Origin of the sequence: Serratia sp. PAMC26656, from assembly GCF_016469055.2 — a bacterium.
GTDB lineage: Bacteria > Pseudomonadota > Gammaproteobacteria > Enterobacterales > Enterobacteriaceae > Serratia > Serratia plymuthica.
In genome coordinates this window covers 5,503,802-5,530,457 of the sequence record NZ_CP150486.1, presented here as the reverse complement: position 1 = coordinate 5,530,457, position 26,656 = coordinate 5,503,802, and the positions used below count along the sequence as shown (strand labels likewise).

Annotated in this window: 30 protein-coding genes; 13 read left to right on the top strand and 17 right to left on the bottom strand. The window is 56.6% G+C overall.

Annotated elements, in window-relative coordinates; all coding sequences use genetic code 11:
• Positions 1 to 11 precede the first annotated feature (11 nt).
• From JEM67_RS26870 to gpmM, 3 genes are read right to left on the bottom strand one after another with little or no spacing between them, the layout of a single operon-like run.
• Entirely contained in the window at positions 12 to 977 is a 966-nt protein-coding gene (locus JEM67_RS26870) for a divergent polysaccharide deacetylase family protein (RefSeq protein ID WP_199637588.1), read from the bottom strand.
• A 2-nt stretch (positions 978 to 979) separates the two neighbouring features.
• Complete coding sequence (gene envC / locus JEM67_RS26865) at positions 980 to 2,314, bottom strand: murein hydrolase activator EnvC (RefSeq protein ID WP_199637590.1); 1,335 nt, start codon at positions 2,312 to 2,314, stop codon at positions 980 to 982.
• Positions 2,315 to 2,323: 9 nt separating this feature from the next.
• A complete protein-coding gene (gene gpmM / locus JEM67_RS26860; protein ID WP_199637592.1) occupies positions 2,324 to 3,868 on the bottom strand; it encodes a 2,3-bisphosphoglycerate-independent phosphoglycerate mutase in 1,545 nt (514 codons plus the stop codon).
• Between the two features lie 298 nt (positions 3,869 to 4,166).
• Here gpmM and JEM67_RS26855 point away from each other — a divergent pair, with 298 nt between their 5' ends.
• The 5 genes from JEM67_RS26855 (at position 4,167) to cysE (ending at position 7,415) form a co-directional block, all read left to right on the top strand.
• Positions 4,167 to 4,601 (top strand): rhodanese-like domain-containing protein, encoded by a 435-nt coding sequence (locus JEM67_RS26855; RefSeq protein ID WP_013815009.1) that lies wholly within the window; start codon positions 4,167 to 4,169, stop codon positions 4,599 to 4,601.
• Between the two features lie 28 nt (positions 4,602 to 4,629).
• Positions 4,630 to 4,878: a glutaredoxin 3 gene (grxC, locus tag JEM67_RS26850; protein WP_004953258.1), complete on the top strand. Its 249-nt coding sequence runs from the start codon at positions 4,630 to 4,632 to the stop codon at positions 4,876 to 4,878.
• 59 nt (positions 4,879 to 4,937) lie between these two features.
• Positions 4,938 to 5,408, top strand: coding sequence for a protein-export chaperone SecB (secB, locus tag JEM67_RS26845; RefSeq protein ID WP_004953255.1), 471 nt, complete (start codon positions 4,938 to 4,940; stop codon positions 5,406 to 5,408).
• The gene (gene gpsA, locus JEM67_RS26840) at positions 5,408 to 6,427 is read left to right on the top strand and encodes an NAD(P)H-dependent glycerol-3-phosphate dehydrogenase (RefSeq protein WP_013815008.1); all 1,020 of its coding nucleotides are present in this window, start codon (positions 5,408 to 5,410) and stop codon (positions 6,425 to 6,427) included. The genes secB and gpsA overlap by 1 nt, the downstream gene beginning before the upstream one ends.
• A gap of 166 nt (positions 6,428 to 6,593) precedes the next feature.
• Complete coding sequence (cysE, locus tag JEM67_RS26835; RefSeq protein WP_199637594.1) at positions 6,594 to 7,415, top strand: serine O-acetyltransferase; 822 nt, start codon at positions 6,594 to 6,596, stop codon at positions 7,413 to 7,415.
• A 64-nt stretch (positions 7,416 to 7,479) separates the two neighbouring features.
• Here the strand turns inward: cysE and JEM67_RS26830 are convergent, their stop codons facing one another.
• The 5 genes from JEM67_RS26830 to cpxR form a co-directional block, all read right to left on the bottom strand.
• On the bottom strand, positions 7,480 to 8,151 hold the full coding sequence (locus JEM67_RS26830; RefSeq protein WP_199637596.1) for a DUF3313 domain-containing protein: 672 nt from the start codon (positions 8,149 to 8,151) through the stop codon (positions 7,480 to 7,482).
• Positions 8,152 to 8,282: 131 nt separating this feature from the next.
• Positions 8,283 to 9,032, bottom strand: coding sequence for a CHAD domain-containing protein (locus tag JEM67_RS26825; protein WP_199637598.1), 750 nt, complete (start codon positions 9,030 to 9,032; stop codon positions 8,283 to 8,285).
• Between the two features lie 62 nt (positions 9,033 to 9,094).
• Positions 9,095 to 9,568 carry a tRNA (uridine(34)/cytosine(34)/5-carboxymethylaminomethyluridine(34)-2'-O)-methyltransferase TrmL gene (trmL, locus tag JEM67_RS26820; protein ID WP_006317734.1) on the bottom strand — a complete coding sequence of 158 codons (474 nt, stop codon included), beginning with the start codon at positions 9,566 to 9,568 and terminating at the stop codon, positions 9,095 to 9,097.
• A 63-nt stretch (positions 9,569 to 9,631) separates the two neighbouring features.
• Positions 9,632 to 11,005 carry an envelope stress sensor histidine kinase CpxA gene (gene cpxA, locus JEM67_RS26815; RefSeq protein ID WP_013815005.1) on the bottom strand — a complete coding sequence of 458 codons (1,374 nt, stop codon included), beginning with the start codon at positions 11,003 to 11,005 and terminating at the stop codon, positions 9,632 to 9,634.
• Positions 11,002 to 11,700: an envelope stress response regulator transcription factor CpxR gene (cpxR, locus tag JEM67_RS26810; RefSeq protein ID WP_004953234.1), complete on the bottom strand. Its 699-nt coding sequence runs from the start codon at positions 11,698 to 11,700 to the stop codon at positions 11,002 to 11,004. The genes cpxA and cpxR overlap by 4 nt, the downstream gene beginning before the upstream one ends.
• A gap of 148 nt (positions 11,701 to 11,848) precedes the next feature.
• Between cpxR and cpxP the strand changes: the two genes are divergently transcribed.
• The 4 genes from cpxP to JEM67_RS26790 all read left to right on the top strand — a co-directional run bounded on the left by cpxP (position 11,849) and on the right by JEM67_RS26790 (position 15,730).
• Positions 11,849 to 12,343 carry a cell-envelope stress modulator CpxP gene (gene cpxP, locus JEM67_RS26805; protein ID WP_004953231.1) on the top strand — a complete coding sequence of 165 codons (495 nt, stop codon included), beginning with the start codon at positions 11,849 to 11,851 and terminating at the stop codon, positions 12,341 to 12,343.
• A gap of 116 nt (positions 12,344 to 12,459) precedes the next feature.
• Positions 12,460 to 13,362 (top strand): CDF family cation-efflux transporter FieF, encoded by a 903-nt coding sequence (gene fieF / locus JEM67_RS26800; RefSeq protein WP_199637600.1) that lies wholly within the window; start codon positions 12,460 to 12,462, stop codon positions 13,360 to 13,362.
• A 231-nt stretch (positions 13,363 to 13,593) separates the two neighbouring features.
• Entirely contained in the window at positions 13,594 to 14,556 is a 963-nt protein-coding gene (pfkA, locus tag JEM67_RS26795; RefSeq protein WP_004953227.1) for a 6-phosphofructokinase, read from the top strand.
• Positions 14,557 to 14,740: 184 nt separating this feature from the next.
• Positions 14,741 to 15,730 carry a sulfate ABC transporter substrate-binding protein gene (locus JEM67_RS26790; protein WP_126528936.1) on the top strand — a complete coding sequence of 330 codons (990 nt, stop codon included), beginning with the start codon at positions 14,741 to 14,743 and terminating at the stop codon, positions 15,728 to 15,730.
• A 66-nt stretch (positions 15,731 to 15,796) separates the two neighbouring features.
• On the opposite strand, the gene tpiA is transcribed toward JEM67_RS26790, so the two are convergent.
• Together tpiA and JEM67_RS26780 are read right to left on the bottom strand one after the other, a co-directional pair.
• Complete coding sequence (gene tpiA / locus JEM67_RS26785; RefSeq protein ID WP_004953219.1) at positions 15,797 to 16,564, bottom strand: triose-phosphate isomerase; 768 nt, start codon at positions 16,562 to 16,564, stop codon at positions 15,797 to 15,799.
• Positions 16,565 to 16,691: 127 nt separating this feature from the next.
• Positions 16,692 to 17,282 (bottom strand): DUF1454 family protein, encoded by a 591-nt coding sequence (locus JEM67_RS26780; protein WP_013815003.1) that lies wholly within the window; start codon positions 17,280 to 17,282, stop codon positions 16,692 to 16,694.
• A gap of 200 nt (positions 17,283 to 17,482) precedes the next feature.
• Here JEM67_RS26780 and JEM67_RS26775 point away from each other — a divergent pair, with 200 nt between their 5' ends.
• Positions 17,483 to 17,908 carry a DUF805 domain-containing protein gene (locus tag JEM67_RS26775; RefSeq protein ID WP_013815002.1) on the top strand — a complete coding sequence of 142 codons (426 nt, stop codon included), beginning with the start codon at positions 17,483 to 17,485 and terminating at the stop codon, positions 17,906 to 17,908.
• An 8-nt stretch (positions 17,909 to 17,916) separates the two neighbouring features.
• Here JEM67_RS26775 and fpr read toward each other — a convergent pair whose 3' ends face one another.
• Positions 17,917 to 18,663, bottom strand: a complete 747-nt coding sequence (gene fpr / locus JEM67_RS26770; protein WP_004953210.1) for a ferredoxin--NADP(+) reductase — start codon at positions 18,661 to 18,663, stop codon at positions 17,917 to 17,919.
• A gap of 3 nt (positions 18,664 to 18,666) precedes the next feature.
• Positions 18,667 to 19,290 carry a helix-turn-helix transcriptional regulator gene (locus JEM67_RS26765; protein ID WP_013815001.1) on the bottom strand — a complete coding sequence of 208 codons (624 nt, stop codon included), beginning with the start codon at positions 19,288 to 19,290 and terminating at the stop codon, positions 18,667 to 18,669.
• 296 nt (positions 19,291 to 19,586) lie between these two features.
• Between JEM67_RS26765 and emrD the strand changes: the two genes are divergently transcribed.
• Positions 19,587 to 20,771: a multidrug efflux MFS transporter EmrD gene (gene emrD / locus JEM67_RS26760; protein ID WP_199637602.1), complete on the top strand. Its 1,185-nt coding sequence runs from the start codon at positions 19,587 to 19,589 to the stop codon at positions 20,769 to 20,771.
• Positions 20,772 to 20,802: 31 nt separating this feature from the next.
• Here emrD and glpX read toward each other — a convergent pair whose 3' ends face one another.
• Positions 20,803 to 21,813, bottom strand: coding sequence for a class II fructose-bisphosphatase (gene glpX / locus JEM67_RS26755; protein WP_199637604.1), 1,011 nt, complete (start codon positions 21,811 to 21,813; stop codon positions 20,803 to 20,805).
• Here glpX and JEM67_RS26750 point away from each other — a divergent pair.
• A complete protein-coding gene (locus JEM67_RS26750; RefSeq protein ID WP_199637606.1) occupies positions 21,794 to 21,946 on the top strand; it encodes a hypothetical protein in 153 nt (50 codons plus the stop codon). The genes glpX and JEM67_RS26750 overlap by 20 nt on opposite strands.
• On the opposite strand, the gene glpK is transcribed toward JEM67_RS26750, so the two are convergent.
• Positions 21,943 to 23,451: a glycerol kinase GlpK gene (gene glpK, locus JEM67_RS26745; RefSeq protein ID WP_013814998.1), complete on the bottom strand. Its 1,509-nt coding sequence runs from the start codon at positions 23,449 to 23,451 to the stop codon at positions 21,943 to 21,945. The genes JEM67_RS26750 and glpK overlap by 4 nt on opposite strands.
• Positions 23,452 to 23,494: 43 nt before the next feature.
• Entirely contained in the window at positions 23,495 to 24,340 is an 846-nt protein-coding gene (locus JEM67_RS26740) for an MIP/aquaporin family protein (RefSeq protein WP_004953195.1), read from the bottom strand.
• A 540-nt stretch (positions 24,341 to 24,880) separates the two neighbouring features.
• Between JEM67_RS26740 and zapB the strand changes: the two genes are divergently transcribed.
• A complete protein-coding gene (zapB, locus tag JEM67_RS26735) occupies positions 24,881 to 25,120 on the top strand; it encodes a septal ring assembly protein ZapB (protein ID WP_004953193.1) in 240 nt (79 codons plus the stop codon).
• 57 nt (positions 25,121 to 25,177) lie between these two features.
• Here zapB and rraA read toward each other — a convergent pair whose 3' ends face one another.
• Both rraA and JEM67_RS26725 read right to left on the bottom strand, forming a co-directional pair.
• On the bottom strand, positions 25,178 to 25,663 hold the full coding sequence (rraA, locus tag JEM67_RS26730; RefSeq protein WP_013814997.1) for a ribonuclease E activity regulator RraA: 486 nt from the start codon (positions 25,661 to 25,663) through the stop codon (positions 25,178 to 25,180).
• A 75-nt stretch (positions 25,664 to 25,738) separates the two neighbouring features.
• Positions 25,739 to 26,656, bottom strand: a complete 918-nt coding sequence (locus JEM67_RS26725) for a 1,4-dihydroxy-2-naphthoate polyprenyltransferase (protein WP_199637608.1) — start codon at positions 26,654 to 26,656, stop codon at positions 25,739 to 25,741.

The window sequence follows — 26,656 nt, the reverse complement described above, 5'->3', positions numbered from 1 at the left end:
CGGCCCTGATTTTATGCTTTCGGTTTGTCTGGCGCTGAGCCGACCCAGCGATGCCACTGACGCTTGATAAACTCTGCCGCCGGCGATTGTGTCACGCTTTCGCCGATCACGCTTATCACCTTGCCTGCGTTGACTTCTTCCTTCGGCAACTTGACCTTGCACTGCTTGATACCGCCGGTGAACGGGTTCTTCGGCTGCGGTTTCTGCGGCTTGACCGGAGGTGGAACGTAACTGCCGCCACCGCTGTTACTCTGCGGTTCATTCAGCAGCGAACTGGGTTTCACCAGCACGATATCGGCCGGCAACGTCGGCAGCATTTGCTGCAGCACTTTCACCGTCGCCGGGCGTGGATGGCCTATCGCGATGGCAGAACCGTTGCGCCGTGCCAGCTCGACCGCACGGTTAAACTGGCGGCGAATATCGGCCTCGTTGGCGGTATCGTCCAGGAACACTTTACGCTTGATGACCTTCACCCCAGTGCCTGCAGCGGCACGGGTGGCCTGGCTATTGCCGATGGTCATGCTATCGAGAAAATACAGGCGGTAACTTTCGAGCGCCTGCATGACTTTCTGCATGCCCGGCAGGCTGGAGGTCATGGCGCTGCCCATGTGGTTGTTCATCCCGACCGCATAGGGCACATTATTCACCGCATTGCGGATGATGCGCTGGATCTCTTCGCTGCTCATGGAGGGCTGCAGCGTATCGCGCTCCAACGGCTGTTTGCTGAGCGGCGCCATTGGCATGTGAATCAATACTTCGCGGCCCTGGCTGTGGGCGCGGGTGGCCATTAAACGGGCGTGGGGGGCGTTGGGCAGCACGGCAACGGAGATCGCCGTCGGCATTTGCAGCACGGCGCCTTCCTCGTGCGGCCGATAACCCACGTCATCGATAACGATGGACAACTTCCCTGCCTGTGCGGCGTAAACCTGCAGCAGACAGCCAATCAATACGACAGTACGGGTTTTGATATAGCGCAAATCTATCTTCCCAACCACGGTAGTGGGTTAACCGCCTGACCTTGACGACGGATTTCGAAATAAAGCGATGGCGTTCCCTGGCCCCCGCTGGTGCCGACCAGGGCTATCGGCTGCCCGGCGCGGACCTGAGCCCCGACGTTGACCAGCGCGCTCTGGTTGTAGCCATACAGGCTCATATCGCCTTTACCGTGCTCGACTACGACGACCAGGCCATAGCCTTGCAGCCAGTCGGCCAGCAATACGCGGCCGTCGGCAATGGCTTTTACTTCGCTGCCTTCGGCGGCCGAGATCACCATGCCTTTCCAGCGTAACTCGCCTTGCAGTTGTTCACCGAAGCTGTGCAAGGTGCGGCCACGAACCGGCCACATCGCTTGTCCGCCTGGTCTGCCAAGGCCGCCGGTACGGGCAATCAGCGAGCGATCGGCTTCGCTAGGTTTGTAACTGGTGCCGGTTTTCTTCGCCTGCTGTTCTTTGGCGCGCATTTGCTCGCGTACCTTGGCGGCTTCACGCGCTTCACGTTCGGCACGGGCGCGGGCTTCACGTTCAGCACGTGCAATTTTATCGCGCATGCGGGTTTCGTTCTGACGCAGTTCCACCAGCCGCTGCTGATCTTTTTCCAGCGAAGCTTCCAGTGCGGTCAACGTTTGCTTACGTGCGCCACGCGCCTGCTCCAGCTTCTGCTGTTGCGTCTGCTGTTCGCCCAGCAGCGATTTCTGTTGGCCCTGTTTGGCCACCAGCGTGGTTTTTTGCTTTGCCAGCTCGGCACGGGTTTGCTTCAGTTCTTCGATAGTTTGCTGACGCGCCTCGTTCAGATAGCTGAAGTAAGCCAGAATACGCTCGCTGCGTTGGCTCTCTTCACCGCTGAGGATCAGTTGTACGGCACTGTGTTGCCCCTGCCGGAAAGCGGCGTCGAGCTGTTTGGCGAGGATCTCTTGCTGAGTAGACTGCTGCTTTTGCAGCTTGGCGATGGAGGCGTTCAGGCTGGAAATGTCTTTCCCCAGTTGGCTTAGCGTGCCCTGGGTGTCACGCAGCAGGCGGCTGGCCTGCGCGATGGTTTTTTCCTGCTGTTTAAGCTGATCCTGCAATGAGCTGCGTTGCTGCTGCTGCTGTTTAACCGCCTTCTCTTTTTCGGCGATGCTTTGCTGGATGTCTTTGAGCTGGGATTTGTTGTCTTCCGCCGCCTGTCCGGCTAACGGCAACAGCAAGACGCCAGCGCAAAATACGCTGGCGCACATGGCGGTCAACTTCCTTGGCGCGGTGCGTTCAGGCAGCGGCTGGCTGCCTGCGTTTGCGCTTCGGGTTACCCTTGATAGTGCAAAAAACGCCTTCTCCCTCATGGAGAAGGATTATTCCACGATGAACAGCGGCTTACCAGTCATCTCTTTCGGGATTTCCATTCCCATCAGCGTCAACATGGTCGGCGCGATATCGGAAAGCTTGCCGCCATTGACCGCGTGAGCAGGCTTGCCGACGTAAATCAGCGGCACCGGCAGACTGGTATGGGCGGTATGCGCCTGACCGGTGGCCGGATCGCGCATTTGTTCGGCGTTGCCGTGATCGGCGGTGATCAACAGCTGCCCGTCAACGGCCTTAACGGCCTCCACGACCTGCGCGATGCAGCTATCGAGGGTTTCCACCGCTTTCACCGCCGCGTCATAGACGCCGGTATGGCCCACCATGTCGCCGTTCGGGTAGTTGCAGATAATGGCGTCGTATTTGCCGCTGCTGATGGCACTCAGCAGTTTGTCGGTCAGCTCGGCCGAACTCATTTCCGGTTGCAGATCGTAGGTGGCGACCTTCGGCGAGTTGACCAGCACGCGTTCTTCGCCTTTGAACGGCTCTTCCACGCCGCCGTTATAGAAGAAAGTGACATGCGCGTATTTTTCGGTTTCCGAGATGCGCAACTGAGTTTTGTCGTGCTTCATCAGCCATTCGCCGAAGGTGTTGCTTAACGACGCCGGCGGGTAGGCGCAAGGGGTTTTGATGTCGGCGGCGTATTCGGTCAACATCACGAAATCACCGAAGTTCACCACCTTGGCGCGGGGGAATCCGCCGAAATCGGCATTCACGAAGGCGCGAACAATCTGGCGCGCGCGATCGGCGCGGAAGTTCATGAAAATCAGCGCGTCGCCATCCTGCAAAGCGGCAGAGGTTTCACCGGTGGCCTGAAGCACGGTCGGTTTCACGAACTCGTCGTTTTCGCCACGCTCATAAGCGGCTTGCAGTGCGGTAACGGCGTTATCGGCCACGTAATCGCCCTGAGCCTCAGTCATCAGATCATAAGCCAGTTGAACACGGTCCCAGCGGTTGTCGCGGTCCATGGCGTAATAGCGGCCAATCAGCGAGGCGATGCGCCCGACACCCAGTTTGGCAAAGGCGTCGCTAAAGCGTTGCAGCGAGTTTTCTGCGCTGCGTGGCGGAGTGTCACGGCCGTCCAGGAAGGCGTGCAGGTACACGGCTTTCGCGCCGCGTTGAGCGGCCAGTTCAATCATGGCCAAAATGTGGTCTTCATGACTGTGCACGCCGCCCGGCGACAGCAGGCCCATGATATGCACCGCTTTGCCCGCCTGTACGGCCTTGTCGACCGCCGCCGTCAGCGTCGGATTGGCGAAGAAATCGCCGTCTTTGATTTCTTTATCCAGTCGGGTCAAATCCTGATAAACGATGCGTCCGGCGCCCAGGTTGACGTGGCCCACTTCCGAGTTGCCCATCTGGCCATCAGGCAAGCCCACGTCCAGGCCGGAAGCGGCGATCAGGGTGTGCGGCTGCTGTTGCCACAGGCGATCCATCACCGGCGTTTTGGCGTTCAGAATGGCATTGTCCTGTTGCTCCTCCCGATGGCCGTAGCCGTCCAGGATCACCAGCACCATCGGCTTTTTGTTACTCGACATTGCATTAACCTCGTTATGAACTTTTAAGTTGTGAATAGCCATCTGCCCGCGATCGGAATGATGGCTATTCACCTTAAAACCGCCTGATTTTACAACGCGCACGATTAAAAAGAGCCCCGAGAGATCAAAGTTGCGGCGAACAAGACCGGCTTTTATGCTCTGACGTTAGGAATTTCTCAGCGTACTCCGCAGTTTCTGCAATAGCGCTTGCTTATTGGCTGTATTTGCCGCACTCGGCAGGTATACTCTGGAGCCTTGACTTATTTTATCCCTTAACTGACGGGAGTTGTTACACCCCATGCTGCAAGAAATTATGCAATTCGTTAGCAAGCATCCGATACTGAGCCTGGCTTGGATTGGCTTGCTGGTTGCTGTGATCGTCATGACGTTCAAAAGCCGTTTCTCCAAGGTGAAAGAGATCGCTCGTGGTGAAGCCACCCGCCTGATTAATAAAGAAGATGCCGTTGTGGTTGATACCCGCAGCCGTGATGATTTCCGTAAAGGCCACCTGGCGAATGCCATCAACCTGACGGCGAGCGAAATCAAAAGCGGCAGCCTGGGCGAGCTGGAAAAACACAAGGCTCAGCCGATCATCGTGGTTTGCGCCAACGGCACCGCCTCTCGCGAGCCGGCGGAAAACCTGAGCAAGGCCGGTTTTGAAAACGTGGCCACGCTGAAAGACGGTATTGCCGGCTGGAGCGGGGAAAACCTGCCGTTAGTGCGCGGTAAGTAATTCTTTAATGTATTTGAGGTGGTAATCCATGGCTAACATTGATATCTACACCAAAGCGACCTGCCCGTTCTGCCATCGCGCCAAAGCGTTGCTGAACAGTAAGGGCGCGGCGTTTAACGAAATCGCCATTGATGGCGATAATGAAAAACGCGAAGCGATGATTGCGCGTAGTGGGCGCACCACCGTGCCTCAGATTTTCATCGACGACCGGCATATCGGCGGCTGCGATGATTTATATGAACTCGATGCTCGTGGTGGTCTGGATCCGTTGCTATAAGCGAACCACTGCCGGTTACTGAGTGTCAATAAGGACGTTTAACCAAGGGTATTACACACATGTCAGAACAAAACAGCACAGAGATGGCTTTCCAGATTCAGCGCATTTACACCAAGGATATCTCCTTCGAAGCGCCAAACGCTCCGCAGGTTTTCCAGCAGGAATGGCAGCCAGAAGTTAAACTGGATCTAGATACCGCTTCCAGCCAGTTGGCTGACGAAGTGTATGAAGTTGTACTGCGCGTAACCGTGACTGCGTCTCTGGGCGAAGAAACTGCGTTCCTGTGTGAAGTGCAGCAGGCGGGCATTTTCTCCGTTGCAGGCATCGACGGCACGCAGCTGGCGCATTGCCTGGGTGCATACTGCCCGAACATTCTGTTCCCGTATGCGCGTGAGTGCATCACCAGCCTGGTTTCTCGCGGCACATTCCCGCAACTGAACCTGGCCCCGGTTAACTTCGACGCGCTGTTCATGAACTATCTGCAACAGCAGGCGGAAGGCGAAGGTGCCGCACCACATCAGGATGCCTGATGAACACCGTCAATGCTTCAATGACCGTTATCGGTGCCGGCTCGTACGGCACCGCATTAGCCATTACGCTGGCGCGTAACGGCCACCCCGTGGTGCTGTGGGGGCATAACCCAGAGCAAATTCAAAAATTGCAGCGTGACCGCTGCAATCAGGCGTTTCTTCCCGACGTTGCCTTCCCCGATACGCTGCTGCTCGAAGCCGATCTGGCACGTGCGCTGGCTGCCAGTCGCGATGTGCTGGTGGTAGTGCCAAGCCATGTGTTCGGTGACGTATTGCGCCAGCTCAAGCCGCATCTGCGCCCGGATGCCCGCATCGTGTGGGCGACCAAAGGGTTGGAAGCGGAGACCGGCCGGCTGCTGCAGGACGTAGCGCGCGAAGCGCTGGGCGATGATATCCCGCTGGCGGTGGTCTCAGGGCCAACCTTTGCCAAAGAGCTGGCCGCTGGGCTGCCGACCGCGATTGCGCTGGCCTCCACTGATACTCAGTTCGCTGAAGATCTGCAACAGCTGCTGCATTGCGGTAAAAGCTTCCGCGTTTACAGCAACCCCGATTTTATCGGCGTGCAGTTGGGGGGGGCGGTGAAGAACGTGATCGCCATCGGCGCCGGGATGTCAGACGGTATCGGCTTTGGCGCCAATGCGCGTACTGCATTGATTACCCGTGGTCTGGCGGAAATGAGCCGCCTCGGCTCGGCGTTGGGTGCCGATCCCTCGACCTTCATGGGCATGGCCGGTTTGGGTGATCTGGTGCTGACCTGCACCGATAATCAATCGCGCAACCGCCGTTTCGGTATTATGCTGGGGCAGGGAAAAGGCGTGCAAGAAGCGCAAGACAGTATCGGTCAGGTGGTTGAAGGCTATCGCAATACCAAAGAGGTGTTGGCGTTGGCGCAACGGCATGGTGTGGAAATGCCGATTACCGAGCAGATTTATCAGGTGCTGTACTGCCATAAAAATGCCCGGGAAGCCGCGTTGAGCCTGTTAGGGCGCACCAGAAAAGACGAAAAGCACAGCGTCTGATCCCCATACCCTGGGGATTTCAGGTTGCAGCCAACGGTGCTGCGGCTTGAAGGGTGACAAGTATAAAACCGATAGGCGGGGCAGCAAGCTGACCCTGGCAATTGATTTGGGCTGCCTGACCGTGATGCGGTGAGGCAGCCTGTTTTGCAAGGTGGAGAGGAACCTGATGTCGTCAGAAGAGTTAGAGCAGGTCTGGAAGAGCATCAAATCAGAAGCGAGAGAGCTGGCTGAGTGTGAACCGATGCTGGCTAGCTTTTTCCATGCGACATTGCTCAAGCATGAAAACCTGGGCAGTGCGCTCAGCTATATTCTGGCAAACAAGCTGGCAAACCCGATTATGCCGGCTATCGCGGTACGTGAAGTGGTGCAAGACGCCTACCTTGCCGATAACCAGATGATCGTCTCGGCTGCGCGCGATATCCTGGCGGTGCGCCTGCGCGACCCGGCGGTAGATAAATACTCGACGCCGCTGCTGTATCTGAAAGGCTTTCATGCGCTGCAGGCTTACCGCATCGGCCACTGGCTGTGGTTGCAGGGGCGTCAGGCATTGGCGATTTACCTGCAAAATCAAATTTCGGTTGCCTTTGGCGTGGATATCCACCCAGCGGCTACCATCGGCTGCGGCATTATGCTCGACCACGCCACCGGCATCGTTATCGGTGAAACCGCAGTAGTAGAAAACGACGTGTCCATCCTGCAGTCGGTTACCCTTGGCGGTACCGGCAAAACCAGCGGCGATCGTCATCCGAAGATCCGAGAAGGTGTAATGATTGGCGCCGGGGCTAAAATTCTCGGCAATATCGAGGTGGGTAAAGGCGCAAAAATCGGTGCCGGCTCGGTAGTCTTGCAATCGATACCGCCGCATACCACCGCCGCCGGGGTGCCTGCGCGCATCGTCGGCCGGCCGGAAAGCGATACGCCTTCGATGGATATGGATCAGTACTTCAACGGCACTAATCAGGGTTTTGAGTTCGGCGACGGCATTTAAACCGGTTTGCTGATGCATAACATCGGGGGAGCTTTTGGCTCCCCCGATGTTTTCCGGCAGAGAATTAACCCTGTTTCGGGAATTTCACGATATCGGTAACCATGCTATCGATAGCCGCTTTGACCTCGTTCGCCGTCACCGGTGCGGAGTCATTGCTGACGGTCTTGCCATAGCCCTTACGCACCACTTCCATCACCGTTTTGCCGGTATCCTGATCGATCAGTTGCGCTTCGAGGAACAGCGTGGTGTTTTGCGTGCGGTGCCCGCTGACGGCCATGGTGCTGGCGATCACTGCGGTAACCGGGGTGACTTCATAAAACTTCAGATCTTCATTTTCAGCCGACACGGCGGTGATCGCCACTTTGGCGAGCAGCACGCGCGATCCTGACGGGCTTTGCAGCACGGTCATTCGCTCGCTCAGTGCGGCGTTGATTCGCTGATTGGCGTAGTCTTTGATTTTGTTCAGCGTATCCTGGTTGACGCGTGCCGTCGGTTTGGCCGCCGGGTAATAGGTCACAGGAGAAAAATAGACGCCCCGGTAATTGGATTCTTTAAAGGTAGGATCGATCCAACGCAGCGTTTTATGGCCGGTGGCCGATTCAGTTTCCTGCAGCTTGCTGTAATCGCTCAGAAAACCTGAATACTGCTGCGTATTTGCTACTTTAGAGGAACAGCCCGCCAACACCAGGCCTGCTGCCAGCACTGCCATGGCAACGCTCAAGCGTTTTTTTTTCATACGATTTCCTATGATGAATGTCTATTACCCTTACAAAACATAGCTCATTATCCTCTATTGCAGCGAATGTTTTGGGGCCAGACGTGCACTGTCTTTACATACTTTGTCAGGATCGTGATGCGTCGCGGGTTTTAGAGGTTGAGCGCACGTGAAAGCGCAAGCAATGCAGCTTCAGCCCTCTCCAGCGTCGTTTCCTGAGCTTCTTGCCATTCTGGCAGCAGCGGCCAGAGATCTTGCTGATTTTCGGCTTGCCGGCACCAGACAAAACGATCGTGCCAGTCGCCCAGTGCGTTTTGCGCCACTTTCAGGCTGGCGGCGGCTTCCGGTGTGATAAGCGAGAACTGTGGGTAGGCATCGGTAACATAGCGTACCCGCTTGATCAGCAGGCGCAGCCGGTGGCGATCGTAGTGCTCGTCGGCCAGCGCCAGACGCAGCTGTTTCACCTGCCGGGACAGGCGACGGGCAACGCGGCGTTTTGCGTGCCGGCGTTTGGCTTTATGGAAGCTTTTTGGCCAGTCATGCAGCAAGTTGGGGAAGCGGAACAGCAAGGGATGTGACGCAAGGGCGAGGTTGCGGCTTTGCAATTCGGTTTTGCGGACGTTGGTCTGCCACTCTAGCGGATGTCGCGCCAGCTCGGCGATCAGCACTTCCAAATCGCGTATCGGCGTGGTGAGTTTCCCCAGACTGGCGGCGGCGTTTTCGAGTTGTGCGACGCCGGGTGTGCCGCGCAATGGCCTCAGCAAGCTCCTGATACGCCGCAGGTTGATGCGTACATCGTGCAGAGCCTCAGTGTCCGTCGTGTCCTGTAAACGCGACAGCGCCTGATTCAGCGCGTTCTCGAGCCTGCGGAAGTGGGCGATAATACTCTCGGTGAAAGCCATGCGATGTCCCCGGAGAGGTGATCTGTTCAGATTATCCTCCCCGCAGGGCGGGCTGTCACCGCTTAAGGCTTAATCAGTGCACCGGCATAGTCCAACTGCCGCCAGGCTTCGTACACCACCACCGCGACGGCGTTCGACAGGTTCATGCTGCGGCTTTGCGCCTGCATGGGTATGCGGATTTTCTGTTGTGCAGGCAAGGCCTCGAGGATCTCGGCGGGCAAGCCGCGCGTTTCCGGCCCAAACAGCAGGTAGTCGCCGGCCTGATAGCTGACCGCGCTGTGTGCTGGGGTACCTTTGGTGGTCAGGGCAAACAGCCGCTGCGGGTTTTCGCTGGCGATAAAGGCGGCGTAATCGGCGTGACGCCGGATATTGGCGAATTCATGATAATCCAGCCCGGCGCGGCGCAGCCGTTTGTCATCCCACGGAAAACCCATCGGTTCTATCAGGTGTAACTGGAAGCCGGTATTGGCGCACAGACGGATAATATTGCCGGTATTGGGTGGAATTTCAGGTTCAAATAAAACGATGTTCAGCATGTAAAAGGCCCCTCATGAAGAGGGGCGCAGAATAACAAAATCTTGCCGATCTGTCTTAGGCGATCAACGCTGGTGCAGAGGTAGCCACAGCACCAGCCGCAGGCCGCCGAGCGGGCTGTCTTCCGCCTTCACCCAGCCGCGGTGTTGATTGACCGCCGCCTCAACGATCGCCAGGCCCAGACCGGTGCCGCCCGATGCGCGATCTCGTGCTTCGTCGGTACGGTAGAACGGCCGGAAAATCTGCTCGCGATCTTCCTCGCTGACGCCAGGACCGTCGTCGTCGACCACAATAGTGATGCCCTGGCTGTCGGCGCTAAACGCTACGGCAATGCGCGTGTTTGAATAGCGCAGGGCGTTACGCACGATGTTTTCCAGCGCGCTGTCTAATGCGCTGGCGTTGCCGAATAGCGCCCAAGGGCCTGGAGGGGCGCTGACTTCCAGGTGTTTGCCCATTTGCTCGGCTTCAAATCCGGCGTCATCCAGCACGTCGGCCCAGAGTTCGTTGGCCAGCAGCCGCTCACGTGCCAACTCGCTTTTTTGCTGCCCGCGCGACAGCACCAGCAGATCGTTGATCATCGAGTCCAGACGTTGCGCCTCGGTTTCGATGCGCGCCAGTTCATGGCCTTCGCCGTGACGACGGCGCATTAGCGCGGTAGCCAACTGCAGGCGGGTGAGCGGTGTGCGCAGTTCATGCGAGATGTCGGAGATTAGCCGCTGCTGGGCGGTCATCATGCGCTCCAGCGCACTAACCATCTGGTTGAAGCTGGCACCGGTGGCCAGAAATTCTTGCGGCCCAGATTCCAGCTCCGGATGTTGTTTCAGGTTGCCGCGGGCGACGTCATCGGCGGCGTTTTTCAACTTACGCGCCGGTTTTGCCAGGCTCCAGGCCAGCCACAACAGTAAGGGGGCGCTGATCAGCATGGTGACGATCAGCAGCAGCAGCGGCCGGTCGAACATCAGGTTGATAAAATCGGATTGTGGGCTGTTGGCGGGACGAATGAGATACAACTGGTAGTTGTCCTCGCCATCGCGCACGGAGAACGGACCGACCAGCTCGACGCGACCGTATTTTTTCTTCTTCGGATGATCAGAGTTATCAGACTGGCCGATAAAGTTACGCACCAGCTGCATTTCGTTGCGCTGCATGTTACCAATCACGCGGCCTTCGCTGGTGACCAGAAGCAGGCGCTGCCCTGGCGGGGCCCATTTTTCAATGGCGCGAAATAAGCGCCGCCACCACATCAGGTCGTTGGCCGGATCGTTTTGCAACTCGGCCTCGACGTGTTGTTCCAGCATTAACCCCTGCCGCTGCTCGCTGTCCAGCAGCGAGGTCATTTGGCGGGAGTCGAGCTTGGGCACCATCAACACCAGCATCAGCACCAGGGCTAATGTGAACCAAAAAATGGCGAAGATACGTGCCGTCAAACTGTTGATCATGTTGCAGATACCATTAAATAACCCCGGCCGCGCAGGGTCTTGAACCACGGATGGCCGTCTTTGCGGTTCGGCAGCTTACGTCGCAGGTTGGAGATATGCATGTCGATGGCGCGATCGAATGGCGTCAGGCGCTTACCCAGTACTTCCTGGCTCAGCAGCTCACGCGACACGACCTGGCCAAGGTGCTGCGCCAGCAGGTACAACAGGGTAAATTCGGTGCCGGTGAGATCCAGCGTTTGGCCGTCAAAGCTGGCCTCCTGGCGGCCCGGATTGAGCTGCAGGCCGTCAACGTCCAGCGTCGGTGCGCCGGTATCGACATTTTGCTGCTGTTCGCTCCAGTTGGAACGGCGCAGGATGGCGCGGATGCGCGCTACCAGTTCACGATCGTTAAAGGGTTTCGGCAGGTAGTCGTCGGCACCCAGTTCCAGGCCCAGCACGCGATCCAGTTCGCTGCCGCGGGCGGTCAACATAATGACCGGCGTCTGGTGATGCTGACGCAATTCTTTCAAGGTATCGATACCGTTTTTCTTCGGCATCATGATATCGAGCAGCAGCAGATCGATGGAGCTGTCGAGCAGCGACAACGCCTGTTCGCCATCGTAAGCAACGACGATAGTAAAACCTTCCATTTCAAGCAGTTCTTTTAACAGCGAGGTCAGCTCGCGGTCGTCGTCAACTAACAGAATTTTATTCATTATGTTTTACCTCCTGACGCAAAATACGTCATCAACTGTTGGCATTCCATGACTTTACGTAGTTTTACATGCACTGACGCATGTTTGCAGGTGCAGCAGTACACTGCTCCTCGTTGATTCGCAAAGTGAGAAAGAACGAGGAGTTAAAATGCGTAAGGTAACCGCATTAGTTATGGCATCAATGCTGGCAATAGGTTCTACCGCTGCGTTTGCTGCTGACACTACTTCGGAAACTGCACCGACTCCCGGAAATGATGCGATAACCAGAGTCCCTGGCCAGCACCACATGTTTGACGGTGTCAGCCTGACTGAGCAGCAGCGCCAGCAAATGCGCGATTTAATGCGCCAGGCGCGCCACGATCTGCCTGGTGTCAATGTAGCTGAAATGGAAGCCATGCATAAACTGGTGACCGCAGACAAATTTGATGAAGCCGCCGTGTATGCTCAGGCGGAAACAATGGCCCAGCAACAGGTTAAGCGCCAGGTCGAAATGGCCCGGGTGCGTAATCAAATGTATAACCTGCTGACGCCACAGCAAAAAAGCGTTTTAGACCAGAAACATCAGCAGCGAATGCAGCAGATGGAGCAACAAATTTCTGGTTTGCAGCAAACTTCTGCCCAGAAGTTGAGTATGACTGAGTAGTCCCCTGTTTTTCCTTGCCATAGACACCATCCCTGTCTTCCCCGCCATGATGGCGGGGCTTTTTTTGCCCGTCATTCCGTTATACTGACCCTCTCATGTTTTACCCAAGGTGGGTTATGGAACCGCAATATGCGCGTCTGGTGAAGTCCGCCGCGTTAGCTGCCACCGTGTTGGCCTCCACGCTGTTACTGATAAAAATTGTTGCCTGGTATCGCACCGGTTCGGTGAGCCTGCTGGCTGCGCTGGTGGATTCCCTGGTGGATGTTGCCGCGTCGCTGACTAACCTGCTGGTGGTGCGCTACTCGCTGCAACCGGCCGATGAGGAACACACCTTCGGGCATGGTAAGGCGGAGTCGCTGGCGGCGCTGGCGCAAAGCATGTTTATTTCCGGCTCGGCGCTTTTTCTGTTTCTGACCGGTTTTCAGCATCTGTATTCGCCGGAAACCTTGCGCGATCCCGGCATCGGTATTGCCGTGACAATCGTTGCGCTAGTCAGCACCCTGATCCTGGTCACCTATCAGCGTTGGGTGGTAAGAAAAACTCGCAGTCAGGCCGTACGAGCAGATATGCTTCATTATCAGTCAGATGTCATGATGAATGGTGCTATTCTTATTGCGCTTGGGCTAAGCTGGTACGGTTTTCAGCGGGCAGATGCGCTGTTTGCATTGGGAATTGGCGTCTACATTCTCTATAGCGCGCTGCGGATGGGCTATGAAGCGGTACAATCGCTGCTGGACAGGGCATTGCCGGATGACGAGCGCCAGGTGATTATCGACGTAATCTCTTCCTGGCCGGGGGTGAAAGGCGCGCACGATCTGCGCACACGGCAGTCCGGCCCGACGCGTTTTATCCAGTTACATCTGGAAATGGACGATACGCTGCCGCTGATGCAGGCGCATATTCTGGCCGAGCAGGTGGAGCAGGCGCTGTTGCATCGTTTTCCGGGGGCGGATGTCCTCATCCACCAGGACCCTTGTTCCGTGGTGCCATCGGGCCGGCAGGGGCATTGGGAGCTATAATTCATGCAGGGCGGTCAGGATAAGTACGGCAGGCGAATAACGAGTTAGCTCAGCGTGCCATGTCGATTTTTTACCGTAATATTGCGTGACTTGAATCAATTCAGCTGGGTGTTTTTGTTATAATATCCAGCAATAAAGCCGTAACGCTGGTTTTCTGCAGCCGGAGAGGTTCCAAGGCAATCGGCGAATACAGAATTCTTAAGAAATTGCATCTACAGTTCAGAGGTAGTCATGATCAAGAAAATCGGTGTACTGACGAGTGGCGGTGATTCGCCGGGTATGAATGCTGCGATCCGTGGCGTTGTGCGTGCCGCGCTTTCGGAAGGTCTGGAAGTTTTTGGTATTTACGATGGCTACCTTGGTTTGTACGAAGATCGCATGGAACGGTTGGACCGCTATAGCGTGTCCGATATGATCAACCGCGGTGGTACTTTCCTTGGTTCAGCGCGTTTCCCTGAGTTCAGAGACGACAGCGTACGTGCCAAGGCGATTGAAAACCTGAAAAACCGCGGTATCGATGCGCTGGTGGTGATCGGCGGCGACGGTTCCTATATGGGGGCCAAGCGCCTGACGGAAGAGGGTTTCCCTTGTATCGGCCTGCCGGGCACCATTGATAACGACGTGGCCGGTACCGACTACACCATCGGTTTCTTCACCGCGCTTGAAACCGTGGTTGAAGCGATTGACCGTCTGCGCGACACCTCATCTTCGCATCAGCGTATTTCCATCGTTGAAGTGATGGGACGTTATTGCGGCGATCTGACGCTGGCGGCGGCCATCGCCGGTGGCTGTGAATTCATCGTGTTGCCTGAAACCGAATTCAACCGCGAAGACCTGGTCTGTGAAATCAAGGCCGGCATCGCCAAAGGCAAAAAACACGCGATCGTGGCGATCACCGAGCACATCTGCGATATCGATGAACTGGCGCGCCATATCGAACAAGAAACCAAGCGCGAAACCCGTGCTACCGTGCTGGGGCATATTCAGCGCGGCGGTTCGCCGGTGGCTTACGATCGTATTCTGGCTTCCCGCATGGGCGCTTACGCCATCGAACTGCTGTTGCAGGGCTACGGTGGTCGTTGCGTCGGTATCCAGAACGAGAAGATGGTGCACCACGACATCATCGATGCGATCGAAAATATGAAGCGTCCGTTTAAGGGCGACTGGTTGGATACGGCGAAAAAACTGTACTGATCCCCGCCCAGCCCAGCAGTCACAGCCTCCGCATGCGGGGGCTTTTTTTTGTCCGGCGCGTTTATATTCCATAATCGTCTAGCCCAAAATTTTTAATTCTTTAATTGGTGAGAGAGTTTCTGGCAGGCTCTGATGCTAAATCAACCGATTGAGGTTGCGATTATTTTCCTGGGAGAACGAGTCGATGCGTAAATGGGGTGTAGGTCTGACAATAATGCTGCTGGCGTCCGGTGCCATGGCGAAAGATATCCAACTGCTGAACGTTTCGTACGACCCGACGCGTGAGTTCTATCAGGAATATAACACCGCATTCGGTAAGTACTGGCAGCAGCAAACCGGCGATAAAGTGACTGTGCGTCAGTCGCATGGCGGTTCCGGCAAGCAGGCCACCTCGGTGATTAACGGTATTGAGGCTGATGTGGTCACACTGGCGCTGGCCTATGATGTGGATGCCATCGCCGAACGTGGGCGTATCAACAAAGACTGGATCAAACGTCTGCCGGACAACTCCGCGCCTTATACCTCGACCATTGTGTTCCTGGTGCGCAAAGGCAACCCAAAACAAATTCACGACTGGGCCGATTTGATTAAACCGGGTGTGTCGGTGATTACACCGAATCCGAAAACCTCCGGTGGTGCTCGCTGGAACTATCTGGCTGCCTGGGGTTACGCGCTGCACCATAACAATAACGACAAAGCCAAGGCGCAGGAGTTCGTGAAAAACCTGTATAAAAACGTTGAAGTGCTGGATTCCGGTGCGCGTGGCTCAACCAATACCTTCGTTGAACGCGGTATCGGTGACGTGCTGATTGCCTGGGAAAACGAAGCGTTGTTGGCGGAAAAAGAGCTGGGCAAAGACAAGTTTGAAATTATTACCCCGAGCGAATCGATTCTGGCTGAGCCGACTGTCTCAGTGGTAGATAAAGTGGTCGATAAGCGCGGCACTCGCGATGTGGCTACGGCTTACCTGAAGTATCTGTATACGCCGGAAGGACAGACCATCGCGGCGAAAAACTACTATCGCCCGCGTGATGCGGCGGTGGCGGCCAAGTTTGCCGAGCAGTTCCCGAAACTGAAGCTGTTCACCGTGGATGATACCTTCGGCGGCTGGACCGAAGCGCAGAAGGTGCACTTTGCTACCGGCGGCGTGTTCGACGAGATCAGCAAGCGCTGATGTTTTTGTGACGGCAATAAAAAACCCCGGCATGCCGGGGTTTTGTTATTTATGAGCCGAATGAAATCAGGCTTTTTTAGCGGCTGCAGCGGCTTTGACGATCACGGCGAAAGCGTCGGCTTTCAGTGATGCGCCGCCAACCAGCGCGCCGTCGATGTCCGGCTGGGTGAACAGCTCGGCAGCATTCTTATCGTTCACAGAGCCGCCGTACTGGATAATCACTTCTGCAGCTACGGCTGCGTCCTGCTTGGCGATGTGATCGCGGATAAATTTGTGTACTGCCTGTGCCTGCGCAGGAGTAGCTGATTTGCCGGTACCGATGGCCCAAACTGGCTCATAAGCGATAACGGTACCTTTGAACGCTTCCGCGCCCTGGGTTTTCAGCACTGCGTCGATCTGGCGCGCGCAAACTTCTTCGGTTTTACCCGCTTCGTTTTCTGCATCGGTTTCACCGATGCACAGCACCGGGATCAGACCAGCCGCTTTCAGCACGGCAAATTTTTCGGCGATCGCAGCGTCGGTTTCTTTGTGGTAAGTGCGACGTTCGGAGTGGCCGATGATGATGTATTGCGCGCCTACATCTTTCAGCATGTCAGCGGAAACTTCGCCGGTGAATGCACCGGACAGGTTCACGTCTACATTTTGAGCGCCCAGAGCAATGCGGCTGCCGGCCAGAGCGTGCTTGGCCTGATCCAGGTACATCACCGGCGGTGCGATAGCCACGCCACAACCGTCAACGCTGCTCAGTTCATTGCGCAGAGCGGCAATGAGTTCGTTAACCATGTGAGTGCTGCCGTTAAGCTTCCAGTTACCCATAACTAATGGATGACGCATGTTTTTTCCTCCAACAAGGGAACGCGAGAGTCGAAATAACCACTGCCGGACCGGCAGTTTACCTGCCCAACAGTATAGAGATGATTAAGCGCGAAGGCTTTGCTTTTCGTCATTAAATACCGTGCTGTTAAGGCTCGGATAGCGTCAGCTTAACCGGTTCAACAGCGAAAGTTATCCCTTTATCGCCGTTGTCCGATACCACGTAGCGGATCGCGCCGACCTGCTGTTGGTAGAAGCGTGAGCCTTTGCCCTTTTCCAACAGGCTGGCCACTTTCGCCAGGCTTTGCTCCACCGTCAACGCCGGTTCAAATTGGCGCATCAGCGCGGCCATGTAGCTGACGGCAATGCTGCGGGCGGCCTTTTCTTCGCTGCTTTGTTGCAGCGGCAGGTGAGTGATCTGCAGCGTTTTGATTTTACCGGTGCCTTTTTCCAGCGCGGTGGAGGCATAGAGGTTTTCATTCAGCTTGCTGGCGGCACGGGTCAGCAGGGGAGAGTCGTCTTCTGCGGTTGCAATGGCGCGAAATTCGCCGATCGGCAGCGTTGGATTATCGCGGTTGTATTTTTCGCGGAATATTACCACCGTCAGATCAAACGTCGGCGCACCGGCCAGCAGGTAAGGTGCGGCGGGCGACGTACTGGCGGCGGCATCCGGTGGATCGGCCCAGGCACTGCTGATACCCAGCAACAGGCAGGCGATGGCGATGGATTTTCTCAGCATGGCATACACGGCATCAAGAACAAAGATGGCTCCGATTAAAGCGATAACCGAGGGGGATTGTCAAAGATCCCGCGCCATTATCGCTCGCTGACAGGAAAGCTGTGCGTTACTCCGCGTAATGCAGGGCGTAAATCTCCGCCCGGCGGCGCCTATGTTACACTGCGCGACAGAATATGGGCAGGCTAAGAGCGCAGGAATCGATGACGTTACAGCAGTGGTGTTTTTCTTTTAAGGGCCGTATCGGGCGGCGTGACTTCTGGATTTGGATGGGTGCCTGGCTGGTCTTGATGGCCGTCGCCTTTACGCTGGCGAATTACCAACTGGTGGCTATCCAGTCGATAGCGTTCTTTATCGTTGCGTTGCTGTGGCCAACCACGGCGGTGCTGATCAAGCGCCTGCACGATCGCAACAAGGCCGGCTGGTGGGCGCTGCTGTTGATTCTGGCGTGGATGCTGGCGGCGGGCAATTGGCAGATGCTGGCGCCAATCTGGCAGTGGGGCGTCGGGCGTTTTATCCCGACGCTGATTCTCGTGATGATGATGATTGATCTGGGCGCCTTTGTCGGCACCCCAGGGAACAACCGTTTCGGCCCGGAAGCCGAGCCGGTCAGGTTCCGCAGTAAATAAGCCTGCGGTTACCAGTAATGCTCGCTGGTCATATGGCCCGGCTTGCGGCGCAGGTGTTTGCGCATCTGCCGCTGATCCTTCAGCGTCTGCTGGGTATCTCGCACCATCTGCGGGTTACCGCACAGCATGACGTGGCAGGTTTCGGCATCAAGGGGCAGCCCCACCGCCGCTTCCAGCCGGCCGTCTTCGATCAGCGCCGGCACGCGTCCGGTCAGTGAACCTGCGGCGTCTTCGCGGCTGACGACAGTCTGAATGCGCAGCTTACCGTTGTAGCGCTGCTGCAATTGCTGCATCAGCGGCAGGTAGCTGAGATCGCGCGCAAAGCGGGTGGCATGCACCAGCACCAAATTTTTGAAGCGTTCCAGATCTTTGCCTTCCTGCAGGATGGACAGGTAAGGGCCGATGGCGGTGCCGGTCGCCAACATCCACAAGGTGTCGCATTCCGGCACTTCTTCCAGCACGAAGAAACCGGCGGCCTCTTTGGTCACCATCACTTCCGATCCCGGCCGCAATTGATTGAGCCGCGGGCTCAGTTTGCCTTCCGGCACGGTGACCAGGTAAAACTCCAGATTCGGATCGCTGGGCGCGTTGACGTAGGAATAGGCGCGCTGCACGCGCTCACCGTCAACTTCCAGCGCCAGTTTGGCAAATTGCCCGGCGGTAAAGGTATCAATAGGGGCATGGACGGTAATGCTGAACAGCCCGTCGGTCCATTGCTCTACCTGCGTAACCTTGCCATTAACCCAGTCAGCCATACTCTAAAGCTCCAATGGTCGAATCAAATAAGCGCAATGTCGTGAGCCGGAAATGGCATGCGCAGCGCGTTCTATTCGGTAGCCGTGGCCAAACAGGCGGTGAAACAGCCGCAGTTCCGAGTTGCACAGGTTGCTGCAGACGGTGGCCGCCACGCCGATCGGGCAGTGGTTTTCCACCAGCAGCATGCCCTGCGGATGTTCGAACAGTTCGGCCATGTAGCCATCGTGCTGCCGCAGGCGCACCAACCGGGCGAGTCTGCCCTGATGGCTGCGTTCTTCCGACAGCTCTTTGGCATAGCGCTGATAAAGCTTTTCTTCCCGTTCGCTAATCAGCTGTTCCACACCTTCGGCGCCAAACAACTGATGGGCAGACTCCAGTAACGCCGTGGCAAGCGTATCGTGGCAATCGGCGAACTCAGCGTGGCCTTGATGGGTCAGCGACCAGTAACGCGTTGGGCGGCCTACTTTGGTACGCGCCTCTTCGTAACAAACCAGCTCACGTCTTTCCAGGGATTGCAGATGCTGACGGATACCCATTGGGGTGATGTCCAGACGCTCAGCCAGCATTTTGGCGGAATGCGGCCCCAAGGTTTTCAACTGCAATAAAATCAGCTCTGGTGTTTTCATGAACCAAATCCCTATGGTGTTATTTTATTTCAAGATGATGAAAATAATTATCGATTAAATGCTAAAGCCAAATTACGGCGATCTCGCCATTTTTACCCCTTAAGCGTTAGACGTACAGTTTAATTTACGAGGTTGGTTGCCTTTGCTGCCAGTGTGACCGGGATCAATATCTGTCTGAAACTCGCTAAAAAAATCAGATTTGTTAGCTTATGCCGCCATAGAGGGCTGCTCGCCGTTCTGACTCAATCCGGAGTCATGCCGGGACGCTGTGACGAGTTAATACGCTAACGAAGACAATGAGAAAAATAGACAATTTTCGCCTGCTGGTGATGCTCACCCTGTTGGTGGCCGTCGGTCAGATGGCGCAAACCATTTATGTTCCTGTCATTGCTGACATTGCCCGAGATCTGTCGGTGCGCACCGGTGCGGTGCAGCGCGTGATGGCGGCGTATCTGATGACCTATGGCTTTTCACAGCTGATTTACGGCCCGCTGTCGGACCGCATTGGCCGCCGCCCGGTGATCCTCGCCGGGATGATGATTTTCCTGATTGGCGCCCTGGGCGCGTTCTTGTCCAATAGCCTGACGATGCTGGTTGCCGCCAGCGCCATTCAGGGGATGGGCACCGGCGTGGCGGGGGTGATGGCGCGTACCATGCCGCGTGATCTGTATGCCGGGACCTCGCTGCGCTATGCCAACAGCCTGCTCAATATGGGCATTCTGGTGAGCCCGCTGCTGGCGCCGATCATCGGCGGGGCATTGGCGATGATATTCGGCTGGCGCGCTTGCTATGCTTTCCTGTTGGCGCTTTGTGCCGGCGTCGCCTTCGCCATGTTCCGTTGGCTGCCGGAAACCCGGCCTCAGCAGACAGAAAAACGGCGCATGTTGGCGAGTTTCGGCAAGCTGCTGGCCGACGGCACTTTCAGCTGCTATCTGGTGATGCTGATCGGTGCGCTGGCGGGGATCGCGGTATTTGAAGCCAGCTGTGGCGTGCTGATGGGGGGCGTGTTGGGCCTGAGCGGGCTGACCGTCAGTATCCTGTTTATCCTGCCGATCCCTGCGGCGTTCTTTGGCGCCTGGTACGCCGGCCGTGACGGCAAAACCTTCCACAGCCTGATGTGGCATTCGGTTATCAGCTGTTTGCTGGCAGGCCTTATGATGTGGATCCCGGGTTGGTTCGGCGTGATGAACATCTGGACGTTGATCGTGCCGGCGGCGCTGTTCTTTTTCGGCGCAGGGATGTTGTTCCCATTGGCTACCACTGGCGCGATGGAGCCTTTCCCCTATCTGGCGGGCGCGGCGGGCGCGTTGGTGGGCGGTATGCAGAATATGGGATCGGGCCTGGCGACCTGGCTCTCCGCCATGCTGCCGCAAACCGGGCAGTTCAGCCTCGGCCTGCTGATGTTTGCGATGGCGCTGCTGATTTTGCTGTGCTGGTGGCCGTTGTCAAATCGTCTCCAGCATCAGGGACATACCGCATAAACCCACAGGGCGCCAATGGCGCCCTGTTTAATTACAGCAGGAACTCGTGCAGCGCCGGATCTTTACGGTCCAGATAATGGGTTGAGCGAATGCGGCGGATAGTGCGGGACTTGCCGCGGATCAGCAAGGTTTCCGTAGTGGCCATATTGCCCTGGCGGCTAATGCCTTCCAGCAGATCGCCCTTGGTGATGCCGGTGGCGGAGAAAATGACGTTGTCGTTGCGCGCCATTTGGTCCAGTATCAACACCTTGCCGGCCTCAATCCCCATTTCTTTGCAACGCACCAGTTCTTCTTCGCTGATGCGGCGGTTCTCGGCGCTGTCGCCTTTCACCTGATGACGCGGCAGCAGTCGCGCCTGCATATCTCCATCCAGCGCGCGGATCACCGCAGCGGAAATCACCCCTTCAGGTGCGCCGCCGATACCGTACATCACGTCGACTTCGCTTTCCGGCAAGCAGGTCAGGATGGAGGCCGCCACGTCGCCGTCGGGGATAGCGAAGACCCGCACCCCGAGCTGTTGCATCTGCGCGATAACGCCGTCGTGGCGCGGCTTGGCCAGAATGACCACCGTCAGCTGCGCCAGCGGCTTGTTCAGTCGGGCTGCAACCTGGTTCAGGTTTTCTGCCAGTGGCAGGTTGAGATCGATAGCACCGCGCGCCGCCGGCCCCACCACCAGCTTTTCCATATACATGTCCGGCGCGTGCAGGAAAGTGCCGCGATCGCCTACCGCCAGCACGGCCAGTGCGTTGGGTTGGCCCATGGCGGTCATGCGGGTGCCTTCGATGGGGTCGACGGCGATATCTACCGCATCGCCCTGGCCGCTGCCGACGTGCTCGCCGATATACAGCATGGGCGCTTCATCAATTTCGCCTTCGCCGATCACGATGCGGCCATCGATATCCACTTTATTGAGCATAATGCGCATTGCGTTGACCGCAGCGCCGTCGGCGGCATTCTTGTCGCCGCGTCCCAGCCATTTGTAGCCCGCCAGCGCGGCGGCTTCGGTAACGCGGGAAAATTCGATGGCTAATTCACGTTTCATGGCAAAACCCGTTGTGAGAAAGGAAGAAAATATCGGCAAAGTTTATCACAGCAGGGCGGCAGCGGGCGGGGCAAAAAAAACGCGCCACCCGGAGGCAGCGCGTGATTTGGTCAACAAAGCAAAAGGGGGTTAGTCGTGATCTTCCCATGCCTGGGCGCGGGCTACCGCTTTTTTCCATCCGCTGTAGCGGAAGTTACGCTCGGTGGTTTCAATGCTTGGGCGGAACTCACGCTCGATAACGGCTTTGCTCTTCACCTCATCCAGATCGTTCCAGTAGCCAATGGCCAGGCCCGCCAGGAAGGCTGCACCCAGAGCCGTCGATTCGCGCACTTCAGGACGCTCCACACGGGTACCGAGAATGTCGGACTGGAACTGCATCAGGAAGTTGTTGGCAACTGCGCCACCGTCCACACGCAGCGACTGCAGGCGGGTGTTGGAGTCGGCCTGCATGGCGTCGAGCACGTCGCGCGTCTGGTAGGCGATGGACTCCAGTGTGGCTCGGATGATGTGGTTGCTGTTCGCACCACGAGTCAGGCCGAAGATAGCGCCACGGGCATACGGGTCCCAGTAAGGGGCACCCAGGCCGGTGAAGGCCGGTACTACGTAGACGCCGTTGCTGTCTTTCACCTTGGTGGCGAAGTATTCGGAATCGGCCGCATCGCTGATCAGTTTCAACTCATCGCGTAGCCACTGGATGGAGGCACCGCCGATAAATACCGCGCCTTCCAGCGCATAGTTCACTTCACCGCGCGGGCCGCAGGCGATGGTGGTCAGCAGGCCGTGGTTGGAACGTACCGCTTCTTTGCCGGTGTTCATCAGCAGGAAGCAGCCGGTGCCGTAGGTGTTCTTCGCCATACCCGGTTGAACGCACAGTTGGCCGTACAGCGCCGCCTGCTGGTCACCGGCGATACCGGCGATAGGAATACGCGTGCCGCCTTTACCGCCGATATTGGTCTGGCCGTACACCTCAGAGGACGGGCGGACTTTCGGCAGCATGACGCGTGGAATATCCAACGCTTCCAGCATGCGATCGTCCCAGTCCAGCTCATGGATGTTAAACATCATGGTGCGCGAGGCGTTGGTGTAATCGGTCACATGCACCCGTCCCTGGGTCATTTTCCACACCAGCCAGGTGTCGACGGTGCCGAACAGCAGTTCGCCGCGCTTGGCGCGTTCACGGGCACCTTCAACGTTATCGAGGATCCACTTCACCTTGGTGCCGGAGAAGTACGGGTCAACCACCAGGCCGGTGTTGTGACGAATGTACTCTTCCAGGCCATCGCGCTTGAGCTTTTCGCAGATGTCGGCGGTGCGGCGACATTGCCAGACGATGGCGTTGTAAATCGGCTTACCGGTCTCTTTTTCCCAGACGATGGTGGTTTCACGCTGGTTGGTGATGCCGATGCCGGCAATCTGATCGGAATTGATGTCGGCTTTTGCCAGCACTTCCACCAGCGTGGAGCTTTGTGATGACCAGATCTCCATCGGATCGTGTTCAACCCAGCCGGCTTTCGGGTAAATCTGCGTGAACTCGCGCTGAGATACCGCAACAATATTGGCATCGTGATCGAGCACTACGGCACGTGAACTGGTGGTTCCCTGGTCGAGAGCGACAATGTATTTTTTTTCTACTGTCATGATCTTAATCCTGCTGTTGTTAACCGTTTTAAAACTGTGTCAATCACGCTTTGCGCTGCTGGGCCTTGGTAGCGGGTTCTTCTTCCTCTACGCAAACATCGCACGGCAGATGGCGGCCAATCAGAGCGCGGTAGCCGAAGGCACCCAGACCGGCACCGAGGATGGGGCCAAAGATTGGCACCAGGAAGTACGGAATATCACGTGCACCGGTGAAGGCCACTTTGCCCCAGCCTGCCAGATAAGCGAACAGTTTCGGGCCGAAATCACGCGCCGGGTTCAAAGCAAAGCCGGTCAATGGTCCCATGGAGGCGCCGATAACGGCAATCAGAATACCGATCAACAGCGGCGCCAGAGGGCCACGTGGAATACCGTTACCGTCGTCGGTCAGCGCCAGAATCAGGCACATCAGAATCGCGGTAATCACCGTTTCCACCAGGAAGGCCTGGCCGACGGAGATGTGCGCGTTAGGATAAGTGGAGAAGATACCGGCCAGAGCAAGGCTCTCGTCGCTGCCGCGGACCATATGGTTGGCAGCTTCGAAATCGAAGAACAGGTTGTAATACAACCCGTAGACCAGGGCTGCTGCGCAGAAGGCTCCGGCGATCTGCGCGACAATGTAAGGGAGTACTTTGCGTCCGTCAAAGCAGGCGAACAACCACAGCGCGATAGTGACGGCCGGGTTAAGGTGCGCACCGGAGATGGCAGCAGTCAGATAGATGGCCATGGCGACGCCCAGGCCCCAAATGATACTGATTTCCCACTGGCCGAAGCTGGCACCTGCCAGTTTCAGTGCGGCAACGCAGCCTACGCCAAAAAAGATCAACAAACCTGTGCCGAGGAACTCGGCGATACACTGGCCTTTTAGGGTCGGACTGGTGGTTTGGCTCATAATGTTGTTGTCCTGCAAAACGGCGGTTATAGGTTTATAGGCTCACTGTGCTAATCCACCTGGCCTATGGGTACAGTTTTTTTCATCTCGTCCAATTATTAATTGAGGACGTGATGTAAATTTATCGTTAACGAACATAAACGAGAAATAGCGAAATCAAAATGTGTGTGCTTCGTCATAAAATTGAGCGAATTCGCGTCGTTCGGTGTTCTTTCTGCGCCATGAAAGTGTGATCTGACCAGTGGTTTTCCCACCAATTGTTAACAAACCCTTTTTTGTCCGATGGGCATTTTCAGTTTTTGCTGATAGTGAGGGCAGGAAAATTGCAACAGACTGCGCGATGAGCCGGTATGTTGCTAGACAGTCGGGGACAGGCTACTTACAATCGTTTTTATCGAAAGAAACGTTTTATCGAGACAGGCGCGCTTTTTTCAATAAAAGCGCGTGTCACTTGGCGCGATGCATATTCGCAACGGTTGCAACCTGAGTTGCGGCTGTTAGCTATAGATGTACGCCTTGCTATCATGAGGGGACTGAAGAATGTCATTTGAAGTATTTGAGAAATTGGAAGCAAAAGTTCAGCAGGCGATCGATACCATCACCCTGCTGCAGATGGAAATTGAAGAACTGAAAGACAAAAACAATACTCTGTCTCACGAAGTTCAGGCTGCCTCAGGCAACCACGAATCTCTGGTGCGTGAAAATCAGCAACTGAAAGAAGAGCAGCACGTATGGCAAGATCGCCTGCGCGCGCTGCTGGGCAAAATGGAAGAAGTCTGATTCCCTGATGCCAGAATCGAAAAGGGCGCCTTAGGCGCCCTTTTTCATCTCTGCGGGTTACTCGATATCGAGCGGGTCCTCAGACAGAATGATCCCGGTATTGTCGGCATAGAGATGATCGCCGGAGAAGAAGGTGACGCCGCCAAAGTTAACGCGAATATCGCTTTCGCCAACGCCTTCGCTGATGGCGCCTGCCGGAATGGCCGCCATCGCCTGAATGCCGATGTCCAGCTCTTCCAGATCGTCTACCTGGCGCACTGCACCGTAAACCACGATGCCTTCCCATTCGTTCTGGGTTGCCAGACGCGCCAACTCAGCGTTGATCAGGGCGCGACGCACCGAGCCGCCACCGTCGATCAGCAAGACGCGGCCACGGCCGTTCTCCTCGAGCAGATCGAATAACAGGCCGTTATCCTCAAAGCATTTCACCGTAGTGATTTGCCCGCCAAATGAAGTACGCCCGCCAAAATTGGAGAATAGAGGCTCAACAACGTTCACCTCTTCATGATAGATGTCGCAAAGTTCGGAAGTATCGTATTTCATAGGATTTTACGTCTGTTTGCCGCTGGAATAACCAGTATATCCCTTTATTCGCCCTGTTGGCAAAATCATCAGTTTTTAACTGAGTGCCACGCCGATGGCGAACAATACGTTGGCCAGCAGCGCCGCCTTGACCATATGTTCCAGCATCGGCCGCATGCCGGCCGGGGTCGGATCGCGCAGCACGCGCAGGCCATGACGCACCAGTAGCGGGATAGCCAGCACAAACAGCCAACCCCAAAGGCTATGCAGATTAAGCAGCGTAAACAGCGCAAAACACGCCACCGCACCGATCAGCAGTAAGGCGTGGTAGTAGCGCGCCTTCTGCGGGCCGAGCCGCACCGCCAGGGTATTTTTGCCGTTGGCGCGATCGCTTTCGATATCGCGCAGGTTATTGATATTGAGTACCGCGGTTGCCAGCAGACCGCAGGCGGTGGCCGGCAACATCACGATGCTGTCAAAAGCGTGGGTTTGCAGGTAGTAGGTACCCGCTACGCTCAACCAACCAAAGAACACCAGCACCGAAATATCGCCCAATCCCAGATAACCGTAAGGCTTGTTACCTACGGTGTAGGTAATGGCGGCGACGATAGAAAGCCCGCCCAGCACCAGGAAGCCTATGACGTCGCTGGGCTGCTCACAGGCCACGGCGATCAGCGAACAGCCGGCGATGGCAATCAATACCACCGTCACGACCAGCGCACGTTTCATCTGTGCCTGGGTGATCATGCCTTTCTGCATGCCGCGTAGCGGTCCGATACGATCTTCCTTGTCGCTGCCTTTTACCGCATCGCCATAGTCGTTCGCCAGATTGGAGAGAATTTGCAGCAGACCGGCGGTCAGCAGTGCCAGCAGTGCCACGCCGGGTTTCAGGCTGTCATGCAAGGCGGCAATGGCGGAGCCGACCACGATCGAGGCAAAGGCCAGCGGCAGGGTGCGCGGTCGTAAACTTTCAAGCCAGGCTCTGGCCGGGGAGATGGAAGTTGATGAGCTCAT

What these genes read in the sequence shown, in the direction of transcription:
- envC (WP_199637590.1), bottom strand. Translation starts at nt 2,314, where the DNA reads ATGAGGGAGAAGGCGTTTTTTGCACTATCAAGGGTAACCCGAAGCGCA.
- gpmM (WP_199637592.1), bottom strand. Translation starts at nt 3,868, where the DNA reads ATGTCGAGTAACAAAAAGCCGATGGTGCTGGTGATCCTGGACGGCTAC.
- JEM67_RS26855 (WP_013815009.1), top strand. Translation starts at nt 4,167, where the DNA reads ATGCTGCAAGAAATTATGCAATTCGTTAGCAAGCATCCGATACTGAGC.
- grxC (WP_004953258.1), top strand. Translation starts at nt 4,630, where the DNA reads ATGGCTAACATTGATATCTACACCAAAGCGACCTGCCCGTTCTGCCAT.
- secB (WP_004953255.1), top strand. Translation starts at nt 4,938, where the DNA reads ATGTCAGAACAAAACAGCACAGAGATGGCTTTCCAGATTCAGCGCATT.
- gpsA (WP_013815008.1), top strand. Translation starts at nt 5,408, where the DNA reads ATGAACACCGTCAATGCTTCAATGACCGTTATCGGTGCCGGCTCGTAC.
- cysE (WP_199637594.1), top strand. Translation starts at nt 6,594, where the DNA reads ATGTCGTCAGAAGAGTTAGAGCAGGTCTGGAAGAGCATCAAATCAGAA.
- JEM67_RS26830 (WP_199637596.1), bottom strand. Translation starts at nt 8,151, where the DNA reads ATGAAAAAAAAACGCTTGAGCGTTGCCATGGCAGTGCTGGCAGCAGGC.
- JEM67_RS26825 (WP_199637598.1), bottom strand. Translation starts at nt 9,032, where the DNA reads ATGGCTTTCACCGAGAGTATTATCGCCCACTTCCGCAGGCTCGAGAAC.
- trmL (WP_006317734.1), bottom strand. Translation starts at nt 9,568, where the DNA reads ATGCTGAACATCGTTTTATTTGAACCTGAAATTCCACCCAATACCGGC.
- cpxA (WP_013815005.1), bottom strand. Translation starts at nt 11,005, where the DNA reads ATGATCAACAGTTTGACGGCACGTATCTTCGCCATTTTTTGGTTCACA.
- cpxR (WP_004953234.1), bottom strand. Translation starts at nt 11,700, where the DNA reads ATGAATAAAATTCTGTTAGTTGACGACGACCGCGAGCTGACCTCGCTG.
- cpxP (WP_004953231.1), top strand. Translation starts at nt 11,849, where the DNA reads ATGCGTAAGGTAACCGCATTAGTTATGGCATCAATGCTGGCAATAGGT.
- fieF (WP_199637600.1), top strand. Translation starts at nt 12,460, where the DNA reads ATGGAACCGCAATATGCGCGTCTGGTGAAGTCCGCCGCGTTAGCTGCC.
- pfkA (WP_004953227.1), top strand. Translation starts at nt 13,594, where the DNA reads ATGATCAAGAAAATCGGTGTACTGACGAGTGGCGGTGATTCGCCGGGT.
- JEM67_RS26790 (WP_126528936.1), top strand. Translation starts at nt 14,741, where the DNA reads ATGCGTAAATGGGGTGTAGGTCTGACAATAATGCTGCTGGCGTCCGGT.
- tpiA (WP_004953219.1), bottom strand. Translation starts at nt 16,564, where the DNA reads ATGCGTCATCCATTAGTTATGGGTAACTGGAAGCTTAACGGCAGCACT.
- JEM67_RS26780 (WP_013815003.1), bottom strand. Translation starts at nt 17,282, where the DNA reads ATGCTGAGAAAATCCATCGCCATCGCCTGCCTGTTGCTGGGTATCAGC.
- JEM67_RS26775 (WP_013815002.1), top strand. Translation starts at nt 17,483, where the DNA reads ATGACGTTACAGCAGTGGTGTTTTTCTTTTAAGGGCCGTATCGGGCGG.
- fpr (WP_004953210.1), bottom strand. Translation starts at nt 18,663, where the DNA reads ATGGCTGACTGGGTTAATGGCAAGGTTACGCAGGTAGAGCAATGGACC.
- JEM67_RS26765 (WP_013815001.1), bottom strand. Translation starts at nt 19,290, where the DNA reads ATGAAAACACCAGAGCTGATTTTATTGCAGTTGAAAACCTTGGGGCCG.
- emrD (WP_199637602.1), top strand. Translation starts at nt 19,587, where the DNA reads ATGAGAAAAATAGACAATTTTCGCCTGCTGGTGATGCTCACCCTGTTG.
- JEM67_RS26750 (WP_199637606.1), top strand. Translation starts at nt 21,794, where the DNA reads ATGGCTAATTCACGTTTCATGGCAAAACCCGTTGTGAGAAAGGAAGAA.
- glpX (WP_199637604.1), bottom strand. Translation starts at nt 21,813, where the DNA reads ATGAAACGTGAATTAGCCATCGAATTTTCCCGCGTTACCGAAGCCGCC.
- glpK (WP_013814998.1), bottom strand. Translation starts at nt 23,451, where the DNA reads ATGACAGTAGAAAAAAAATACATTGTCGCTCTCGACCAGGGAACCACC.
- JEM67_RS26740 (WP_004953195.1), bottom strand. Translation starts at nt 24,340, where the DNA reads ATGAGCCAAACCACCAGTCCGACCCTAAAAGGCCAGTGTATCGCCGAG.
- zapB (WP_004953193.1), top strand. Translation starts at nt 24,881, where the DNA reads ATGTCATTTGAAGTATTTGAGAAATTGGAAGCAAAAGTTCAGCAGGCG.
- rraA (WP_013814997.1), bottom strand. Translation starts at nt 25,663, where the DNA reads ATGAAATACGATACTTCCGAACTTTGCGACATCTATCATGAAGAGGTG.
- JEM67_RS26725 (WP_199637608.1), bottom strand. Translation starts at nt 26,656, where the DNA reads ATGAGCTCATCAACTTCCATCTCCCCGGCCAGAGCCTGGCTTGAAAGT.